This is a genomic window from Rhizobium mayense, from assembly GCF_030272705.1.
In the GTDB taxonomy this organism is placed as follows: domain Bacteria; phylum Pseudomonadota; class Alphaproteobacteria; order Rhizobiales; family Rhizobiaceae; genus Rhizobium; species Rhizobium mayense.
In genome coordinates, this window is sequence record NZ_JARFYM010000043.1 from 21,992 (window position 1) to 41,759 (window position 19,768).

Consider the following 19,768-nt stretch of genomic DNA (forward strand, 5'->3'; position numbering starts at 1 on the left):
CCTGAAACCGTCGTTAACAGAGATTATGCTCACTGCGCCCGCTGCTGGTTCAGCAAATCAAAGCAGTACTTGATGGCTAGTTCAGTCGTCGGAACGAGAACGTCGTCCGAAACTGCGAAGGTAGGAGTGTGCACCCCGGACTGCTTGCCGGGCTCGCCGCTGCCAAACCAGAAATAAATGGACGGAACACATTGCGAATAAAAGCCGAAGTCATCGCTGCCGCTAAGCGCTTTACCCTCCGTGAATGCGTCGGAGCCTACCGCGTCCAATACAGCGTGCCGGAATAGGCTCACCATCTCCGTGTCGTTAATCACGGCGGGCTCACCCGTTCTCACAGCAACCTCTGCTTTGCCGCGATGCATTGCTGCGATGCCTTCAGCAATCTGCCGCACCCGCTCGGCTAGGAGTTGACGTCTCTCCGGACTGGTGGTCCTGATCGTCCCCTCCATCACGACTGTTGGACAAATTATGTTTGTGGCTTCGCCCCCATGGATAGTTCCAATCGTGATGACAGACCTGTCGTCACCGGGCATTTCTCGCGAGATGATCTTCTGAACTTCGTTTACGAACGCGGCCGCGATTGTAATGGCATCAACTCCCCTGTGCGGGGTTGAACCATGTGCCGCACTACCCTCAATGGTAACTGTGAATTGGTCTGCCGATTTGGTTACTGCCCCCTCGCGAGCACCAAACTTGCCGAAGGGAATCGACGGCGAAACGTGGTAGCCTACCGCGCAATCAAATCCCTCAAGTAGTTTTTCTTCGACTACAGTGCGACCTCCGAGGGGCTCCGCTTCTTCCGCCGGCTGAAAGAGCACACGTACCTTGCCCGCGAAGTTGCTGCGCATCCTATAAAGGCCCAGCGCGACTCCCATGGCGATCGAGGCGTGGAGGTCATGGCCACAGGCGTGCATGACACCATCGACTTGAGAGCGAAAGGGTAAGTCGTCACGCGACTCATTGATGGGAAGCGCGTCGATATCGCCGCGGACTGCGATCGCGCGCTCGGGGCCAGACGCGGTCCCGTCGATGTCAACGTAGAGTCCCGTATTGTGAAAGACGGTCGCAGCGGGCAATCCAAATCGTTCCAGCATTTCCTTTATTCGTTGCTGCGTCTTCCATTCGTTGTTTGAGAGCTCCGGCTCACCGTGCATCGCGTGACGAAGCTCGAGCACAGCGCTGCGCTCGGTATCCGTGAGGAGACTATTGATACGGGAATTCATAGAGCCTGGTCCTTCTCTCCGACTTTGTGCGCACAAGTTAACACTGAATATCGGCGCTAATCGCCGACATTTCCCATGAGATTGCAGGATTCTTGAGATCGCGCCCGGTTCGCCGAGCGATTGCAGTCACACAGATTGGACCTGACAGTGTAGATCCCAGATCATCAGAAGTTCTCCAAGTTCGGCCACCAGCGCCGCTCCCATCCCGAAAAGATCGGGACGGACTATCGTCGTCGGGGCAGCAGCGCCAACTAGGGAATTTTCGATGCCTGCAACCACGAATTATTCCTTGCGTGATGACATGGCCTGGCCTTCGCTCGTTGGAGACAATCGTCGTCCCTAAGGTGCACGCAAGAACAGTCACAAATGCTCTTCTGGCTCAGGCCGCATAATCGCGCGAAGCCTCTGCCAGCAGGCAGAGCAACTCGAAACTTAGGTTTGCGGCATGCATGGATGTTATCCCCGCCGCATCGAGGTAAGGAGAAACCTCGCAAATGTCTCCACCAATGAAGTTAATCCCGCGAAGTCCACGGAGCATGACCAGCGCGTCACGCATAGAAAAGCCGCCGGGTTCGGGCACTCCAGTGCCGGGGCAATAGACCGCATCAAGGCCATCAATATCAAACGAAAGGTAAGTCCGACCGTTCCCAACAATGCGACGCGCCTCTTCGATCACGGCCGTACGGCCCATCGACTCGTAATCGTCCATGGTTATAAGCGTCATGCCGACACTCCGCGCCCAATCGTATTCGTTCTGCGCCGATATTGTACTCCTGAGACCAATCTGGACAACCCGCTTCGGGTCGAGCAGACCCTCCTCCACGGCGCGACGGAAGGGAGTCCCGTGATTGATCTTAGAACCGCGAGCGCTATCGTGCGTATCAGTGTGAGCGTCAAATTGGATCATGCCGACCGGATCGCTTTGCACGAGGCCGCGCAGAATGGGAAGTGAGATGGTGTGGTCACCACCCAGCGATAGTGGCCTAATAGAATTCTCGCGGACGGCACGAAAGTATTCGGTGATTATTTGTATGCTCTCGTCAAACAGAACTGTATGAACAGGCGTGTCACCCAGATCTGCAATGCGCGCGATCTCAAACGGAGCGACGTACGTATGTCCATTGACTGATCTGATAATGCGTGACGCCTCGCGAATACCGGCGGGCCCAAATCGGCTTCCTGGGCGGAAGTTAGTGCCAAGATCGAAAGGAACTCCGACAATCCCCACGTCGACCACGCCCGCTTGATCAATCGGGATCGACCGCGTGCGCATAAAAGTAGCAACCTCTGCAAAGCGCGGCGTCTTGCTGGAGTCGAGCGGGGCGAAGTCTTTGTAAATCTCGGACATTGAAGAACCCTTGTAGCATGAGAAGACGATCGGTGCCGTGACTACCAATGTCTTCCTGAAACTATTTGCTCGCCATTGTGATGTCAATCATTAAAGAATGATATACCATATGCGACGCAGATTTTCATCACTTTTGCGTTTACGGCGCAACACTTAGAAGAGAGGACGTGGACAATCGGATGAGACTGCCAACTTTAGAATTTGGCGGTTTCCGACGTGAAGCCGGCCGCCATTCCGATTTGAAGCCGGCGAGCGTTTCAATCAAAGACCGGCCGGTTTTCGGCACTGCAGTTAGCTCCTCGGTCAGCAACCTTGGCATCAAATGCTCTTCGATCAACGTGGAGATTTGATGCCTGCAAAGAGAGAGCTCACCATGAGACATTTGTGCCGGTCCTTCAGGCAAGTGCTTTCTTCAGGCCGTGTCATCACATGGGAACGGTGCGGTGATATGTCCGGCCTTCCAGCGCGGTTCTAGAACGCTAGCCTTGATGAAGTCCGCGATGCAGGGGCTGACCATGGCAGGTGGGTGGCGTGAAACGAGGCGGAGTCCTCGAGATGGAATGGCAGCTCCTGGTAGCTCAGCTGAGCGGTATTGCTTGAGCAGCGCACAACGCAGCATCGCTTCGGCCGGCAGGCCCTGTCGCCAGCGGCCTTGACGCCGACCCGAACCAGATCCCGGGCTACCAAGCCAATCAGATCGCGATGCTCATCTAACCATGGCGACATCGCTTTCAACTCGTGGCCGATCTCGTGCGTAGCGAAAATTTCGAATATATTAGCTTGTACGGTGCGTTCCTGGCGCATTGTCGGCTCCGGCGGTTACGGGTTTTCCTTTGGAATTAATGGCTTGATCTCAAAGTCTACCTGAAACCGCCGGACCTCGCTCGCGCAATGTCGCGACTCATCTAACAAAATCAAACGCTTGCCGTTTATGGACGGAAACTAGTCTAGAACTTCCCCTCGCAGTGCTTGATCAAAAGAAGGCGCTGCCGCACTGCACATGGGTAACGCGGAAGATTTCAAGAACTCGCTTGCCGACCCGATAAGCATCGCCATCGACGATTGCTGTAGAGGGCCTGTCATTCGACCACTCCAGTAGTCCACGTCACGTCGCCGCTCCTTTTTCATTGCCTCCAAATGGCCTACCTTCGCACCCGTGCGCGGAGAAACCGTCGCGACTAATGCATGGGTCTCTGCTCTGCCGTGTAATCGCAATATTTATGACATGCGATTCTTAATCATAACGTATCACAAATAAGCACTGCCAGCGCTCTTGGAAAACGCTTGTCACAGCGCGCGATCGCGGGCGCCTTGGCCTTTGCCGGGCCAACAACGGTTACGCGCCGATCAATGCTTGGACTCGTCGTCTCATTAGGAGACGCGCGGTGCTATTGACGCACAAAAACATAAATGATATGCCAAATGCAGCATAACGAGATCACATTTATTCCGTCGTGCGCTATCGGGAGAATTGTGTTGCCGGAGGACTTCATGAGCGCAGGCGTTAGCGCCCGAGGGGGAATGTTTGCCCGTATTCAAGGTGCGGGTATTTCGGCTCAGATTAGTGCGCGCGGCCCTCTTCCAACACGGCGAGTTCTCGACGCTCTCTTCGAAGCGGACCCGGCAGTGGCGGCGACCTACTGTCCCTGCCCCCTGTTATCGCTATTTTTCATGGCAATGCCTGCTGTCGCGACATGGGAGGGAGTTTGACTGACTTCTCGCCGCCGCCCAGCACCGTCCGGCTAACTAATCTGTGCTGACCTCTAGGTTGGCAGGTACGGCAACAACCGACAAGAATCAGACTGCAGTAAGAAAGGGGAACTAAACATGACAATGTCTCGACGCGAAGTTATCAAGATGGGTTTAGCTGCCGGAACAGCTCTATCAATCCCGTCGACTCTGCGAGCAAAAACGGCACCGGGCGCTGCGCAGCCAGTACATATGGTGATCGGCGGCTTTCTCAGCATCTTCGACCCCATGTTTACGACGACTAATCCAACCGCCTACCATGGCCTTGCCGTCTTCGACACGCTCTTCTCGCTCAACTCCAAGGGCATCCCGCAGCCCCAAATGGTTGGAAATTTCGCCATTTCGGACGATAAGAAGACCTACACGTTCGAGCTCCGAGATGGTCTGAACTTCCATGACGACAGCCCCGTCACGGCGGCAGACTGCGTGGCCTCGATTCGCCGCTGGGGCCAAGTACATCCCGGTGGACAACTGCTTATGGAACGGGCCACTGACATCTCGAGCAAGGACGACAAGACATTCACCATTACGCTCAAGGAGCCGCTTGGTTCTCTTCTGGACATCCTTGCAACGACTTCGGCGCCGTTGCCGTTTATTATGCGCGAGAGCGATGCCAAACGTCCTGCCACCGAACAGGTAACGTCGAGCATCGGATCAGGACCTTTCAAATTCAACCAGGATCTTGCCAAGCCAGGCGCGAGCTTCGCTTACGATAAAAACGAGAAATATGTTCCGCGCAGCGAGCCAGCTGATGGCTACGCGGGCGGGAAGGTCGTCAACGTAGATCGTGTGATATGGGATAATATCGCCGATCCGCAGACTGCATTTGCGGCATTACAGAGTGGTGAAATTGATTTCGTTGAGGCGCCGCCGCCGGATATGTTGCCTGTAATCGAAAGCGACCCTAACCTCAAATTAAAAGTTTTGAACAAGTCAGGCGACGTGTATTTTATGCGCTTGAACTCCTTGCAGAAGCCTTTCGATAATGTGAAGGCACGCCAAGCGATGCTTCACTTGATAGACCAAGAAGCGTTTCTGCGCGTGATGTCTCCCGATCCACAATACGCCCGTACGATCACGTCGCTATTTGGAAATACCACGCCATATTCCAACGACGAGAATACCGGATGGTTCAAGAAGGGAGGCGATCCAGAGAAAGCCAAGCAACTGTTTAATGAGGCTGGATATGCTGGCGAGAAGGTCGTCGTTCTGCAGGCGACAGACGTACAGAGATTCAATGATGCGGCATTGCTCGTGGCGACTGCGTTGCAGAAGATAGGGATCAATGCGGAACTCGCACCGAGCGATTGGGGCGGGATCGGCAAGCGCCGCACCAATAAAGGCCCAGTCGATGAGAGAGGCTGGAGCATTTTCATTAGCAGCTGGGACGATTTCAGTATTGGTGATCCTCTGTTCAGTTCTTTCGTCTTGGCGAACGGTGACAAGGCTTGGTACGGCTGGCCAAAAAATGATGAATTCGAGGCTCTTCGGAATTCTTGGGCAGACGTTGGGTCACTGGAACAGCGACAGGCGCTTGCACGCAAAATGCAAGCAGTTTGGTGGAATTTCGTCGGTGCTGTATTTCTAGGTGAAACCATTTCGCCAGTCGCTCACAGAAAGGCGCTCACTAATCTCCTTGAAGTGCCTAGCGGGCTATTGTGCATGTGGAACATGCAGAAGGTTTGAGCATTATGGCTTCCTACATCCTTCGAAGGATGGTTTCGGCCATCGCTGTCATGGCGATGGTCGGGATCTTTGTGTTCCTTCTGATCAGGTTGGCGCCAGGCGATCCGGCTGCCATCCTCGCCGGCCCAGCTGCCACGGAACAAATGGTGGCAAACATTCGAGATCAGTTGGGTTTGAACGATCCGTTGCCTGTCCAGTTCGCGCACTGGTTGTTGGAAATGTTGGGTGGCGACTTCGGCACTTCAATCTTCTCGGGCCGGTTAGTTCTCGATCTCCTCGCGCAGCGTCTAGAACCCACGCTTTCCCTTTCGCTCCTGACCTTGGCGCTTTCGGTCACTGTCGGCGTGTCCTTCGGGATCCTCGCGGCGTGGCGAGCCGGCGGGGTGGTTGATCGATTACTCTTGGTATTCTCGGCCCTCGGATATTCCGTTCCGGTGTTCGTAATCGGCTATTTCCTCGTCTATCTACTGGCGATCGGCACCGGTTGGCTGCCAGTCCAGGGGTACACCCTCATCGCAGAGGGGTTCGGCAGCTGGTTTGCACATCTGATCCTGCCGACTGTGACCCTGAGTGTGCCTTACATTGCATTCGTCGCCCGGATCGCGCGGGCGAGCGTGCTCGAGGTACTGACGGAAGACTACATGCGCACCGCGGCGGCCAAGGGCGCCTCGTCCTATGCCATGCTCTTTCACCATGCATTGAAGAATGCCGGTGTCCCAATCCTCACCGTGATCGGGATAAGCTTCGCCTATCTGATCGGCGGGGTCGTGCTCACCGAAACCGTATTCAACATCCCCGGTATCGGGCGCCTGGTGGTCGATGCGATCAACAACCGGGACTATCCGATCATCCAAAGCGTGCTGATCCTTACCTCGGGTCTCTACGTTCTCATCAATCTCGCGGTCGATCTCGCCTACACTCTGATCGATCCTCGCATTAGGTACTAACATGACGCAGATTTCCTATACACCTACTTTCGCGGTGGCGGGTCGGTCGCGCCTATTCAAGCTTAGTCGTGTTGCGCGGCGACGCCCTCTGGTCCCGATCGGCGGCGGTCTCCTCTTGCTTCTGATCTTTATGGCGCTCGCGGCCCCGTTTTATGCCGGCGATCCTGGGAACATAGATCCCTTCGTCCGCTTGAAGCCGCCGTCAACCGCACACTGGTTCGGGACCGACCATCTTGGCCGGGACGTGTTCGCCCGAACCATCTACGGAGCGCGCATCTCGCTGATGGTCGGTCTGATGTCGGCCCTGTTGGCAACCTGTGCCGGCCTCCTAGTCGGCGTCGTCGCAGGCTATGTTCGCAGATTCGACAACGTCATTATGCGGATTATGGACGCCCTCATGTCGATTCCGACCATTCTACTGGCCATAGCCCTCATCTCCTTGACTGGTCCCGGGATCGGCATCCTAATCGTCGCCGTCACAATTCCCCAGACGCCAAGCGTGACCCGGCTGGTGCGCTCGGTAGTGCTGAGCGTGCGGGAGCGTCCTTACGTAGAGGCCGCGGTCTGTGGCGGCGCGCTGCTGCCTAAAGTCCTGTGGCGTCATGTTCTTCCGAGCACCATCCCGCAGCTCATGGTACAGAGCGCCATTGTGTGTGCGGATGCAATCATGACCGAGGCAGGACTGAGCTTCCTCGGCGTCGGCGTACCACCCGAAATCCCGAGCTGGGGCAATATGATCGCGAGCTCCCGTCTCTATCTCGCGACCGCTCCGCTGACGATCTTCGCTCCAGGCGTCTTCCTCGCGGTCACGGTTCTCGCGGTCAATCTCCTTGGCGACGGCCTGCGTGACCTGTTCGATCCCCGCGCGAAACGGAGGCGCTGAGATGCTGATGCAAAACTCCTGGGCGCATAGTACAATCGAGAACTTTAGGGAGGATAGAGCCATCGAGAATGACGTGCTTTTGGACGTTCGAGATCTCGAGACTCACTTCTTCGGTGAAGAGAGCGTCACCCGGGCCCTTGGCGGCGTCAGCTTCCGGGTGAAGAAAGGCGAAACGCTTGGCGTGGTCGGCGAATCTGGTTGTGGCAAGAGCGTCACGGCGCTTTCCATTCTGCGCCTACTGCCGAAGCTGACCGCCAGGACAGTCGGCGGCGAGGTTCGCTTTCACGGCCGCAATCTCCTGGATCTGTGCGAGCGGGAGATGCGCAAGATCCGGGGGGATAAGATCGTCATGATCTTCCAGGATCCTATGACGAGCCTCAACCCGGTCTACACGATCGGTCGCCAGATTGCAGAGGCGGTAGAAATCCATACCGGGGCGTCACGTGCCGAGGCCTTGTCAAAGGCCGTAGAGATGCTGCGCCTCGTCCGCATTGCGGACCCTGAACGGCGGGTTAACAACTATCCCCACGAAATGTCGGGGGGCATGCGCCAGCGTGCCATGATTGCCATGGCGCTGGCCTGCTCCCCCGAACTCCTGATTGCAGACGAGCCGACGACGGCACTCGATGTCACCATTCAGGCACAGATCCTGCGGCTGATCGTCGATCTGAAGGAGCGCTCGGGAACCGCGGTGATGTTAATCACCCATGATCTTGGCGTCGTGGCCGAGACCTGCCAGCGCGTGATCGTGATGTATGCCGGCCGGATCGTTGAGCAGGCAACGGTGATGGATCTCTTCGCGCGGCCCATGCATCCATACACAAAGGCCCTCATGCGCTCGGTCCCTGACAGGCGACGCGGAAAAGAGCGCCGCTTGCCGGAAATTCCTGGCATCGTGCCGAGTCTACGCGAACCCATTGCAGGGTGCAGCTTTGCGGTGCGTTGCCCGTTTGCAACCGACGTCTGTCGGGCGAAAGCGCCAGTTCTTGAAGACTACGGGTCGGATCATGCAGCTGCCTGCTGGCATGCTGAGGAGGTAGTGAGCGCATGAGTGAACCCCTGTTGAAAGTCGAGAAACTGGTTAAGCACTATCCGCTTGGTGGGGGATTCTTTAATAGAGTTCCATTGGTCGTGCGAGCGGTCGAGGATGTCTCCTTTTCTGTTGAGGCGGGCGAGACCCTTTGCATTGTCGGCGAATCCGGATGCGGCAAGTCGACAGTCGCAAGGCTCTTGATGCGGCTCCTTGACCCGACTGATGGCCGCGTGCTGCTCGATGGAACCGATGTTGCAAGTCTCAACAAAAACGAGCTTCGGAACTGGCGCCGTCGGATGCAGATGGTGTTTCAGGACCCCTATTCGTCGCTGAACCCGCGGCTAACGGCCGGTCAGATCATCACCGAACCGGTCGAGAACTTCGAGCGTCTGGGCCGCAAAAAGCGCGAGGCCCTGGCGGCGGAGCTTTTACAAAAGGTGGGCCTTGCGCCCGAGATCATGCACAGGCTTCCCTCGGAATTGTCGGGCGGTCAGCGCCAGCGGCTTGGGATTGCGCGTGCGTTGTCCCTCAAGCCCTCAATCATCATCGCCGACGAGGCGGTCTCGGCTCTCGATGTCTCCGTGCAGGCGCAAATCCTGAACTTGCTCATGGACCTCCAGGAGCAAACAGGGATCGCCTTTGTTTTCATTTCGCACGATCTTGGTGTTGTGGAGCATATCGGTCATCGCGTAGCCGTCATGTATCTCGGACGGATTGTCGAATTGGCAACTTGCGAAGCGCTCTTCGCCAAGCCATTCCATCCTTACACTGAGGCGCTGATAGCCGCGGCTCCGGTGCCAGATCCCTCATGTGCCCGACTGGAGGTGCCCGTCGAGGGCGAGGTGCCAAGCCCGGTCAATCCGCCGAGCGGGTGCGCGTTTCACCCGCGCTGTCCGCTCGCGGTCGAGCGCTGCCGGATCGAAGTGCCGCCCTTGGTGCCGGCTGCAGATGGCCGCCTTGTGGCCTGTCACGTGCGCGCTCCGGCCACGGGCGCCGTGGCCTAACCAAATGTAGCGGGCGAATGATCGCCTGCTGTGTGCTGGCCACTGACGGATTGACTTGATCGGTATATGTTGCAACGTTTTGATTACCGGCATGGGCCAACCGTGAACGAACGGCGGCTGACGCGATCCTGAACGCCAATCGCGGCGAAATCGCCATCCTCATCGCCCGTGTGCCCGGGTTTACAGTAACGCGCCTCGGTCCCGCGGCCGGAGCCTGAGATCGACGCCACTGAGCTCGCGGTCGCCCGCTACGCCTGACGCCAACTCGAATAATTCTTCCATGGAGACCTAATGTGATCACCGCTGTTTCTACCGCCGATGCCCCCGGCGCTGTCGGCCCCTATTCCCAGGCTATCAAGACCGGCAATCTCCTGTTCGTGTTCGGACAGTTGCCGATCGACCCGGCCACCGGCGAGTTTAATTCTGACGATGTGGTCAAGCAGGCCGAACAATGCCTGAAGAACATGGCCGCCATTGCCAAGGAAGCGGGCACCGAGCTTTCGAAGACGGTCAAGACCACGGTGCTGCTGACCAGCCTTGGCGATTTCGCGGAGGTCAACCAGGTCTATGCCGAGTTCTTCTCCGAGCCGTTCCCGGCGCGTGCCTGCTACGAGGTGAAAGCTCTGTCGAAAGGCGCCAAGGTGGAAATCGAAGCCGTCATAGCTGTCGGCTGAACTGGCCGCACCATTATGCGGCATGAAGCCGGAGCGGTCGAAGGGCCGCTCCGGTTCTGTCGTTTGACGGCGGAAGAAACGGGCAAGGCCCACTTGAGGAGGAGGACGCCGTGACCCTTACGCAGGCGCTCAAAAAGCATATCAAGAACACCAAAAGGTTCGGCGATCTTGCAGCCGCCGCTGGCGTCGTCGAAACCGCCAGGCGCTTTCCGGTCCACAATCCCTCCACGGGTGAATTGCTGGCGGAGTTGCCGGACATGCAGGCCTCGGATGTGGCGCTCGCAATCGATCGAGCTGATGCCGCAAGAGAACGTTGGGCGGGTCTGACCGCGCGTGAGCGCTCCGACATCCTGTGGCGGTGGCACCAGCTGATTGTCGATCACATCGATGATCTCGCCGCTATTCTGACCTGCGAAATGGGCAAGCCGCTTGCCGAGGCGAAGTCGGAGATTTCCCATGCCGCGGCTTATGTCAGATGGTATGCGGAAGAGGCGAACCGCATCTACGGCGAGACGATCCCGGCGCCGTCCACCGACAGACGACTGCTGGTGATCAAGCAGCCGGTCGGTGTCGTGGGCGCCATCACGCCCTGGAATTTTCCGGCCTCGATGGTCGCGCGCAAGATTGCGCCGGCGCTGGCAGCCGGCTGCACGATCGTCCTGAAGCCCGCTCAACAAACCCCACTTGTCGCGGGCGCCATGTTCGGGCTTGCCCGGATGGCCGGCTTTCCCGAGGGCGTGCTCAATCTGATCTATGCGTCGGACGGCGATGCCGTCGGCAAGGAGCTTTGCTCTAATCCGAAAGTTCGCAAGATCAGCTTCACCGGATCGACAGAAGTCGGCCGGCTGCTGATGCGCCAAAGCTCCGACCAGATCAAGCGGATCAGTTTCGAGCTCGGCGGCAACGCGCCCTTCATCGTTTTCGACGACGCTGATATCGATGCCGCCGTCGATGGTGCGATTCAGGCCAAGTTTCGCAATGGCGGCCAGACTTGCGTGTCCGCCAATCGTATTTACGTGCAGGCCGGCGTCTACCACCTGTTCTCCGAGAGGTTTGCCGAGCGCGTCAGGCGGCTGCAGGTTGGCGACGGGTTCAAACCGGACAATGCTATCGGTCCTTTGATCGATAGCCATGCGCTGGCAAAAATTGAAGCGCATGTCGATGATGCCGTCAAAAAGGGCGCGACGGTTCGCTGCGGCGGTCGCCGGATCGGCGCGAAGGGAACATTTTTCGAGCCGACCGTCATCACCAATGTCGTCGGTTCGATGCGGATCGCGCAGGAAGAGACGTTTGGTCCATTGGCGCCCATCATCCGTTTCGAAGACCCGGAGCAGGTGATCCGGAAAGCCAACGACACCATCTATGGCCTCGCCGCCTATTTCTACGCCTCGAACCTCAAACGCGTCTGGCGGGTGGCCGAGGCGCTGGAATACGGCATGGTCGGCATCAATACCGGCCGCATGTCATCGGAGGCGGCACCCTTCGGTGGCATCAAGCAGTCCGGCATTGGACGCGAGGGCTCGCGGCACGGTCTCGAGGACTATCTCGAAATGAAGTATCTATGTATGGGCGGCCTCTAACGCGGGCTGCCGCCCTCAAACGTCCGCCGCTCGGTTTGACGATCTTGAAGCCGGGCCGTTGCGGGAAAAAGAAGCTGCCGTCCTTCCAAAGGCATCGCGTTGTTTTCCCGTAACGGCAGGGTCAGCTTGGAGCACATGGATGGAAGCATCTGCACGACATCATCACCAGTTCTCAAAAGTCGCGCAGATCACGCGCCACCGGGCGCCGCAGTAGGCTGAGAGTGAACCGCCGTGGTGTTGCCGCATCAATGATTCCGATGCGCGGCATGCAGGCGACTGGTAGTGGTCGATGGTCCTCGGAGCTGTTCTGGGACGAGCACAGCGCTAAACCGCGTGCTCACCGCATCAAAAGCCGATCCCAAAAGGTCGCCGGCGTGCAGGCGCTAATAACCTCGCCCACAACAGGCCCGATGCGGCGGAACCGATGCGGTCGTAGACTTTCGAAATAGTAAGCATCCCCTGGACCCAGGATTTTTAGCTCATCGTAGCCGGAGAGGATTGCCGGACGAAATGAGAAACTGACCCCTCCCATTGCCTCACTGAGGCAATGGGAGGGGTCAGTTCTAGGCGACAGGTGGAGCGAGCGAAGCGGTCGATTTTCCAGACCAGGACACAATCGACATACCTGTTGCGAATACTCGCGACCCTCGCGGCGGCCTGACACTGCGATGTCGCAGTAGTCTCCGACGATGCCAGTCCGTCGCGTGGCGTAGCTTGAAGATCGGGCTTCTGGTCCGGCGGGGAAACGCGCAGGTAAAGTGCCGTGCGGTTTTTTGGGCTGGATGTGACGGTAATTGTGTCACAGAATGTCTTGCCTCCGTGGCCACCGATGGCCTGGATGTCACGCCGAAGCTTGCTGCCGCAGTCCCTAGATCGGCAAGCATATTCGCCGTTTCGGAGTACGAACACGATGGCGTGCCTGCGCCACTCGTGCCAAAACCTTTACCCTTCGAACTACCCTTGTGAACTTTTTACACGTACTTTCAATCCGACCCAACTTCTCAGCGAAGGCGTTGTCGCTTCAGAGTTTGAAGCTTCGCCAGCGATGCGGCGTAAGCCCATGATCGCGCCAGACCAACCACGAGGCGATCGTTTCCTGCGACGCGACAAATCGCTTGCAGGATCACGCCCGGCGCCGGTTGAAACCGATCCGCATCCGCCGGAGCCAGTATTTGAACAATCTGATCGAGCAGGAGCATCGGCGCATCAAGCACCGAGTCCGGCCGATGCTCGGCTTCGAATCGACGGCCGCCGCAGCCACCATCCTTTCCGGCATCGAAATGATTCACGTGATGCGTAGTCGACAGGCGAGGCGCCTTCAATCCGAATCCGTCCCTGGCCGAGCAGTTCGAATCCTCGCCCCTGACTGACCTCAGATCAGGGCTCTCTGCGCCCTCTACTCACCCATTGCAACAAGCCCATCTGCTGTCATCCAGAAATCAGCGGCTTAGCTGGTGCGTGTAGGCAAAAGGGAACGATGAACAGCCAAAAAGTCGTCGAATGCCGCAAGAAAACGTTCCGCCTCGTTCTCACCGAAGGGGAGCGAGAGCGCGACAAGTCCCCGTGGCGCCACATAGAACCCGCGCAGAACCATCTCGACGTGCCAGAGCTCCAGCCAGCGTACGTCTCTTTCCTTAAGTTGCGCCGGTGTCTCGACTACGCCATCGACAAAATGCAGATTCATCAGCGAGCCGCGGCCGAGAACGACGGCAGCAACCGCATGCCGCTCGAGGGCGGTGTTCGTCTCGCTTCGCAACCAGTCGCCTATGGCATTCACTCTTCGGCTTGCTTCTTCAGTCAAAACTTTTGTGAAGCCAGCCAATCCCGCCGCCATGCTTAGGACGTTATTGTTGAAGGTGCCGCCGTGCGAAAACGAATTGACACGCGCAGGATCAAAGCGGTCCATGATCGAGGCCTTGCCGCCGAAGGCACCGAAACTTGCGCCGCCGCCGATATACTTCCCGAGCGCAACCATATCGGGAAGGATACCGAGTTCACCGTGCAACGCTCTATAACCTAAGCGTGACGTTTGCACCTCGTCGAAGATCAAGATGACGCCGAGTTCGTCAGCCAGACCCCGGAGACGCGGAAGGAAGTTTGGCTTGGCGACAATACAGCCCCCAGCTCCCAACATTGGCTCCAAGATGACCGCAGCGAGATCATCGGCATGCTCTCGCATCATCTTCTCTACGCCAACCTCGTCGTTATAGTCGGCCAGCAAGAAAGGAAACGGCAAATTGAGCGGTGAGCCTCCGTTTGCAAAGCACATGACCCCCCCATGATAGCTTTCTTTAAAAGCCAGTATCTTGGTTCGGCCCGTGACTGCGCGCGCGGCTGCCAACGCCATAATGTTGGCTTCCGTGCCGGAGTTACAGAAGCGTACGCGTTCGATCGCCGGGAAGCGGTCGACAATAGCGGCACCCAAGTGTGCCTCGTAACGGTTTGGCCCGCCGAGCATGACGCCTTCCCTGATGGCGTCAATCATGGCCTCCGCTATGGTTGGGTCGGAATGTCCGTACAGGCCCGCGGTGTATTCCGACAAGAGATCCACATATTGATGGCCATCAAAGTCTGTTACGTAGCAGCCATTCCCGGACACCAAAGTAAGTGGAAAAGGATTGTACCAGAGTATGGTACGGGTGTTGCCGCCTGGAAGCGACTGCTTGGCGTCTATATGGCGGGCCAAGCTTTTAGGATTGCGGTCCACAAATCGCTGCCGTGCGTCGTTGAGTACGGAGTCGAGATCTGCATTTTGTTTGATTGAACCCGTAGTGGCTGCCATCTGTTGAAAACTCCTCTTAAGAAGATGTTGCAGTTAAGACTTACGCGTCGTAGGCCTTGTCGGCGCGCCGAGCGTGATCGCCTGTGGCCGCCCCGCTCGCGGTTCGATCTATGCTGTGCCGCAACCGCTCAGTGACGGCGAGCAGGTTTCGAAAAGGTCGCGGGGCTCGAGCAGCGGTGGTTCGCGAATATTTGGCTGGCCTGGATTAGCTGTCGTTCAAGCCCCAGGTGCTTTTTCGATTTGGCCCTCAAGCGCTTTGCTGGAATACCACAGAATACGCACCAGCTATCCAGACGCTTTGTTACTAGAGACAACGCCCCGACCGATGATCTTTCTCCGATATTGCATCCGAGAAGAACGATCGCCCCTGATCCAATGATGACGTGCCTTCTTATATAGACGGCAGCGAATTTGACCCTAAGGCATTCTTCTGGAATAGTTATATTCGTTAGATATCCCCTGTGTAATCGTCCGTGCCGGAAAATATGTGAGCGCCTGGGGCAAGCCCGGAAAAATCATTGCGCGTAATCATTCCTTCTCCGTCCAGATAGCACCCAGATGCGATATGAACATAATCGCCAATGGTGACTGATCCTCTCAAACCATTAAGGATAACATTTCTGTCTATTATGACGTTATTACCGACATATATGTTTTCCAATCCGTTAATCTTACATGTGATCGGCGATCTTAACGTTCTTTGCAGCAGATCGAATGTCACTATTAGCCAATTCATTTTCTGCTATATTTGATATTTCTAGCGACGCGCAGATTTTATATCTATTATGTTGCCTATTATTTATGCCATTTTTTTCTTTCCACTCTCGATATACTAACATGGCGCAGCCACTTCCTTCGCCGCGATTCTTGATTTATACAATTGCCGTCCATGTCCTCGACAACGCCCTCTCCAGCGATGCAATAGCAGGCTTCGAGGTGATTGCGGTATTGGATAAGTGACACCGTATTGGCCCGCACAATCGTGTGACAGACGGTAAAGCCCACGCCTTTTCCGTCAGCAGACGGTGATTGGTGCCACTGCTCCGGTCGGTGACTTCTACATCCTGCAGGCTGCGCACGAACATAATTGTTCTCCGTATCTAACATTTGAGGATAGTGGAATGCGAGTTCCGAACAGATCTGGCATATCGATCAGGCTGGCAGCTCCTACTTATAGAGGGACACTCAAAAGTCGTGCCAATCTCACCTAGGGCCTAAGAACAAAAATTCTGCGCGCTGAAACAATGATTTGCACTGTTGTACCTCAGAGGTAGGGCAACAATGCCTGTGTCGAGGACTCGACAAACTGAACCGGGCCGGGTTGACCTGATGTGGTGGACGGCCTCGCTCCCGGCATCGCAATGTGCCAAAGTGTAGCTGTCGAAAGTCACATGAAGGAGAGCCGTCCATGGAGAAGATTACCACGATTGGTCTGGATATCGCCAAGCACGTATTTCAGATTCACGGGAGGAGCTGGTGCTATCGTTGCCCGTCGCAAGCTTCGCCGCGATGAGGTCGCTGGATTCTTCAAGGCATTGCCGCCATGCTTAGTCGGCATCGAGGCTTGCGCGACGGGACACCACTGGGCTCGGATTCTTAGGTCACTGGGTCACGAGGTTCGGCTGATGCCTGCGTCTTACGTCAAGCCATACGGCAAGTAATGGCCACCTCTCCATTACTTTACTAATCGTCAGGTGCTCAAAATGCGAAGGAACTCACGCGGACCGCGCCGGTTGCCGGCCTTTGCACGCAAAATTCCTTCGCATTATTTCAGAGCGTGTCGAGCCAGGCGAGCAGGCTCGTATCACGTTTCCACGATGATAAATGCCCCGTCGACACCGGTGCGGCGATCTGTTCCAGCGCCTTTCGCTTTGTTTCCAGATTGGCTTTCGCGTAGTGATTGGTGGTGTCGAGGCTCACATGCCCAAGCCAACTGCGGATGACCGTGATGTCTACGCCCGCCGATACAAGATGGACGGCGGTGGCGTGACGGAAGCTGTGCGGCGTTACGTGCTTCGTTTGCAGCGACGGCGTGGTTTCAGCCGCGGCCCCATCCGGGGCGCGTCATCATCAATGATAGCCAGGCCAAGCCTGGGAACCATCGCTTCCTGTGCCGCCACAAATCGGTGGCGCCGGCTAAAGCCAATCCGAATCTGTTTGCAGCCAATAGCTCAGAGTAGACCATCGGCGTCATCGAGTGCGACGCTCCAGTTCAGCCGTTTCAACTTGATTTTGGCAGCCCTGAGCCGCCCTTGTCGTAGGCTCGCCAGCCAGGCAAAGGCCCGTTGAAATCCAGATTCCAGGCCGTGCTACTGCCGACCGTGTGGAACCCGTTCCCAGTCGCCGCCAAAACCCGACTGCAAAGATCGTCACTCAGTGCTCGCGCCATCACACCTCCTGGTTCGAAGGAGGGGATCACGAAGAGCTATAACTGACGTCCAATTTCCGATTCCGAGTTCAACGGACGCGGCACCAAACCTCGAAACAAAATTTACAGAATCTTTGCGAGCGCAAACCGCCGACGCTGGTAGGTTCACTGCGAAGGCTGACGTGGACAGGACTGAAAAAGCTGATGTGGATTACCCTCGGGTGACCGCACCGCACTACAACGTCGGAGATGAAAGTCATGGCAACAAGAGCGCTTATCCTGATTGAAGGTGATCCAACGGGTACTGGCCTGCTATTCGCTCTAGCGGGCCAGCGGCTTGGCCTCAATCCAATTACTCTGTGCGCTGACCCAGCTCAGTACGAATATCTTGCTGCGGAAGGACTTGAGGCAATCCGCGTCGATACAGACGACCTCGATGCGCTGATCAGCGAATGTTCCCATCTGCGCGCGACCTATGACATTGCTGGAATTACGTGCCCTAGGGAAGCATTCTATGCGACAGCTAGCAAGCTCGCCCGACATTTCGATCTGCCTGGACCCAATCCCGTATCGATTGAGCGATGCTGCGACAAGTTTACTCAACGTCAACTCCTCGGTGAGGCCGGTGTTCCAATACCCACCTATCGCCTGGCAGCGAATGCGGTGGAAATAGAAAGCGCCGCCGCCGAGGTCGGCCTGCCGGCGATTCTTAAGCCAACCGTAGGCAGCGGCAGCAGTGGTGTCCGATTGTGCCGCACCGTCGATGAACTAGCCGAACATACGACCTATCTGTTGAGCGGGAGGCAAAATTGGTCGTCATCTCCGCGGATACTGGTCGAAGAATTCGTCCAAGGACCACATTATAATGCTGAGATAATGGGAAATGAGGTTATTGGGATTAGCGTCGCTGACTACGGTCCCCCACCTCATTTCGTCTTTCGTGAGTTGACCTTTCCTGCCCCGTTGTCTGATGACGAGCATCAGCGTATAGTTGATGTTTCGCTGAGCTGTTTGCGAGCTCTTGACCTCGGCTGGGGGCCAACGAACATTGAACTCCGGTGGACGAAGCTTGGCCCAGTCGTTATTGAAGTCAACCCGCGTCTAGCTGGCGTACCGGATCCTCAATTGGTTCAACTGGCTTGCGGTGTCGACCTTATCACCGAGCACATCAAGCTTGTCATTGGCAAAGAATGGAATCTGCGCAAAAGGCATTCGAACACTGCGGTCGCACATTCCCTCATTCCTGATCGCGATGGTACGCTCGATTGGATTGACGGCAACAGTCGCGCGGCTGCTATACCGGGTATCGCAGAGATCAAATTGTATGTTGAACCCAAGACGCCAATCGTCAGGAAGGGGGATTACCGAGACCGCATCGGATATGTCATCGCCGTCTCACCCAGCCTTGCTCAGACCAAGGCGATACTAAAGCGTGCCGTCGATTCAATCGGTTGGTCTATCACACCATTTTCGACACTTCGTGAGTAGGAAGTATCTGCGGCCCCTTACCTGCCAGCAACCTTCACGTTCGCGCGAGGGAGCCCAATATCGGTTTAGGGTTTGTTGAGATTCAACGCGAATTTATGACGGCAGCGCAAGCGTAGATCATTGCCGAGAAGTTTCGGTCGGTTTTGTCGGAGCGCATGGCGATTGCCTTGAACTCTTTGAGCTTGCAGAAGAAGTTCTCGATCAGGTGCCGCCACTTATAGACTTCCTTGTCGATCTCGATCGGATGCTTGCGCTTGGACCGCTGCGAGATGACGATCTGCGCCCCGCGCTCGTTCATCTCCTTGATGATCCAGTTGGCATCGAACGCCTTGTCGGCAAGGATCGCCTCGAAATCGATCCCTTCGATCAGGGGAGCCACGCCGATCGTATCGTAGCGCTGGCCGGGCAGGAGATGAAACCGGACGAGGTTTCCAAGGGCGTCAGTCAAGGCAAGGATTTTGGTTGTCCATCCGCCTTTCGATTTTCCGATCGCCTGATTTTGAGTCCCCCTTTTACGCCGTGTCCATGACGATGGACCGGAACGATGGTTGCATCGATCATGGCATATTCCATGTCCGGATCATCCGAAACAGCTTCGAATATCCGTTCGAACACGCCTTTTCTCGACCAGTCGTCGAAGCGTTTGAAAACCGTATTCCAGTTGCCGAATGCGTCCGGCAGATCCCGCCAAGGGCTGTTGGTGCGCGCTTTCCACAGAACCGCTTCAACAAAGAGCCGATTGTCGCCTCCGTTGCGGGCGGGGTCGGTATCCTTGCCATGGCAATGGGGAGCCATCTTTTCCCACTGGGCGTCCGTCAAGACAGTCCGAATCATCCTCAAACTCCTCAAAAGGAGCTTGAATCATGATATCTCTATCCGTGAAACCCTGAATCTCGACAAATACCTAGAGCGTGTCGCAGCTTACGTGATTCAGGATTCCGTTGAAGCTTGCTTTGTGATTCACTTGTGCATGGAAGGAGATCGACCATGGGCAAGCCGCATC

13 protein-coding genes and 5 pseudogenes are annotated in these 19,768 nt (G+C 56.5%); 10 read left to right on the forward strand and 8 right to left on the reverse strand.

The window, feature by feature from the left end; translation table 11 throughout:
* Nucleotides 1–29 precede the first annotated feature (29 nt).
* The 3 genes and pseudogenes from PY649_RS30940 to PY649_RS30950 form a co-directional block, all read right to left on the reverse strand.
* Nucleotides 30–1,223, reverse strand: a complete 1,194-nt coding sequence (locus tag PY649_RS30940) for a M20 family metallopeptidase (protein ID WP_285872727.1) — start codon at nt 1,221–1,223, stop codon at nt 30–32.
* A 379-nt stretch (nt 1,224–1,602) separates the two neighbouring features.
* A complete protein-coding gene (gene speB / locus PY649_RS30945) occupies nt 1,603–2,571 on the reverse strand; it encodes an agmatinase (protein WP_285872728.1) in 969 nt (322 codons plus the stop codon).
* Nucleotides 2,572–3,084: 513 nt separating this feature from the next.
* Nucleotides 3,085–3,375, reverse strand: a pseudogene (locus PY649_RS30950) (ISNCY family transposase); the annotation flags it as partial.
* A gap of 1,023 nt (nt 3,376–4,398) precedes the next feature.
* Here PY649_RS30950 and PY649_RS30955 point away from each other — a divergent pair.
* The 7 genes from PY649_RS30955 (at nt 4,399) to PY649_RS30985 (ending at nt 12,127) form a co-directional block, all read left to right on the forward strand.
* On the forward strand, nt 4,399–6,006 hold the full coding sequence (locus tag PY649_RS30955) for an ABC transporter substrate-binding protein (RefSeq protein WP_285872729.1): 1,608 nt from the start codon (nt 4,399–4,401) through the stop codon (nt 6,004–6,006).
* Between the two features lie 5 nt (nt 6,007–6,011).
* Nucleotides 6,012–6,953: an ABC transporter permease gene (locus PY649_RS30960; protein ID WP_285872739.1), complete on the forward strand. Its 942-nt coding sequence runs from the start codon at nt 6,012–6,014 to the stop codon at nt 6,951–6,953.
* A gap of 1 nt (nt 6,954) precedes the next feature.
* Nucleotides 6,955–7,836: an ABC transporter permease gene (locus PY649_RS30965; RefSeq protein WP_285872730.1), complete on the forward strand. Its 882-nt coding sequence runs from the start codon at nt 6,955–6,957 to the stop codon at nt 7,834–7,836.
* Between the two features lie 7 nt (nt 7,837–7,843).
* Nucleotides 7,844–8,887, forward strand: a complete 1,044-nt coding sequence (locus PY649_RS30970; protein ID WP_285872741.1) for an ABC transporter ATP-binding protein — start codon at nt 7,844–7,846, stop codon at nt 8,885–8,887.
* Nucleotides 8,884–9,873, forward strand: a complete 990-nt coding sequence (locus tag PY649_RS30975) for an ABC transporter ATP-binding protein (protein WP_285872732.1) — start codon at nt 8,884–8,886, stop codon at nt 9,871–9,873. Before PY649_RS30970 ends, PY649_RS30975 begins: the two co-directional genes overlap by 4 nt.
* Nucleotides 9,874–10,166: 293 nt before the next feature.
* Nucleotides 10,167–10,547 (forward strand): RidA family protein, encoded by a 381-nt coding sequence (locus PY649_RS30980; protein WP_285872733.1) that lies wholly within the window; start codon nt 10,167–10,169, stop codon nt 10,545–10,547.
* 110 nt (nt 10,548–10,657) lie between these two features.
* Nucleotides 10,658–12,127 (forward strand): NAD-dependent succinate-semialdehyde dehydrogenase, encoded by a 1,470-nt coding sequence (locus tag PY649_RS30985; protein ID WP_285872734.1) that lies wholly within the window; start codon nt 10,658–10,660, stop codon nt 12,125–12,127.
* Nucleotides 12,128–12,464: 337 nt separating this feature from the next.
* Here the strand turns inward: PY649_RS30985 and PY649_RS30990 are convergent.
* Nucleotides 12,465–12,656 (reverse strand): annotated as a pseudogene (locus PY649_RS30990) (cupin domain-containing protein); the annotation flags it as partial.
* Nucleotides 12,657–13,197: 541 nt separating this feature from the next.
* Here PY649_RS30990 and PY649_RS30995 point away from each other — a divergent pair.
* Nucleotides 13,198–13,480, forward strand: a pseudogene (locus PY649_RS30995) (DDE-type integrase/transposase/recombinase); the annotation flags it as partial.
* A gap of 94 nt (nt 13,481–13,574) precedes the next feature.
* Here the strand turns inward: PY649_RS30995 and PY649_RS31000 are convergent.
* Together PY649_RS31000 and PY649_RS31005 are read right to left on the reverse strand one after the other, a co-directional pair.
* Nucleotides 13,575–14,909: an aspartate aminotransferase family protein gene (locus PY649_RS31000; protein ID WP_285872735.1), complete on the reverse strand. Its 1,335-nt coding sequence runs from the start codon at nt 14,907–14,909 to the stop codon at nt 13,575–13,577.
* Nucleotides 14,910–15,788: 879 nt separating this feature from the next.
* Nucleotides 15,789–15,994: pseudogene (locus PY649_RS31005) on the reverse strand (ectoine synthase); the annotation flags it as partial.
* A gap of 323 nt (nt 15,995–16,317) precedes the next feature.
* Here PY649_RS31005 and PY649_RS31010 point away from each other — a divergent pair.
* Nucleotides 16,318–16,561, forward strand: a pseudogene (locus PY649_RS31010) (IS110 family transposase); the annotation flags it as partial.
* Between the two features lie 118 nt (nt 16,562–16,679).
* Here PY649_RS31010 and PY649_RS31015 read toward each other — a convergent pair.
* On the reverse strand, nt 16,680–16,934 hold the full coding sequence (locus tag PY649_RS31015; protein ID WP_285872742.1) for a tyrosine-type recombinase/integrase: 255 nt from the start codon (nt 16,932–16,934) through the stop codon (nt 16,680–16,682).
* A gap of 601 nt (nt 16,935–17,535) precedes the next feature.
* Between PY649_RS31015 and PY649_RS31020 the strand changes: the two genes are divergently transcribed.
* Nucleotides 17,536–18,765, forward strand: a complete 1,230-nt coding sequence (locus tag PY649_RS31020; protein WP_285872736.1) for an ATP-grasp domain-containing protein — start codon at nt 17,536–17,538, stop codon at nt 18,763–18,765.
* 82 nt (nt 18,766–18,847) lie between these two features.
* On the opposite strand, the gene PY649_RS31025 is transcribed toward PY649_RS31020, so the two are convergent.
* A protein-coding gene (locus tag PY649_RS31025; RefSeq protein WP_432761438.1) for an IS5 family transposase occupies nt 18,848–19,605 on the reverse strand; the annotation gives its coding sequence in 2 pieces (ribosomal slippage) (nt 18,848–19,269 and nt 19,269–19,605; 759 coding nt in all).
* Nucleotides 19,606–19,768 lie beyond the last annotated feature (163 nt).

Bases quoted from the DNA above. Each gene is read 5' to 3' on its own strand.
- PY649_RS30940 (WP_285872727.1), bottom strand. From the start codon at position 1,223: ATGAATTCCCGTATCAATAGTCTCCTCACGGATACCGAGCGCAGCGCT.
- speB (WP_285872728.1), bottom strand. From the start codon at position 2,571: ATGTCCGAGATTTACAAAGACTTCGCCCCGCTCGACTCCAGCAAGACG.
- PY649_RS30955 (WP_285872729.1), top strand. From the start codon at position 4,399: ATGACAATGTCTCGACGCGAAGTTATCAAGATGGGTTTAGCTGCCGGA.
- PY649_RS30960 (WP_285872739.1), top strand. From the start codon at position 6,012: ATGGCTTCCTACATCCTTCGAAGGATGGTTTCGGCCATCGCTGTCATG.
- PY649_RS30965 (WP_285872730.1), top strand. From the start codon at position 6,955: ATGACGCAGATTTCCTATACACCTACTTTCGCGGTGGCGGGTCGGTCG.
- PY649_RS30970 (WP_285872741.1), top strand. From the start codon at position 7,844: ATGCAAAACTCCTGGGCGCATAGTACAATCGAGAACTTTAGGGAGGAT.
- PY649_RS30975 (WP_285872732.1), top strand. From the start codon at position 8,884: ATGAGTGAACCCCTGTTGAAAGTCGAGAAACTGGTTAAGCACTATCCG.
- PY649_RS31000 (WP_285872735.1), bottom strand. From the start codon at position 14,909: ATGGCAGCCACTACGGGTTCAATCAAACAAAATGCAGATCTCGACTCC.
- PY649_RS31020 (WP_285872736.1), top strand. From the start codon at position 17,536: ATGGCAACAAGAGCGCTTATCCTGATTGAAGGTGATCCAACGGGTACT.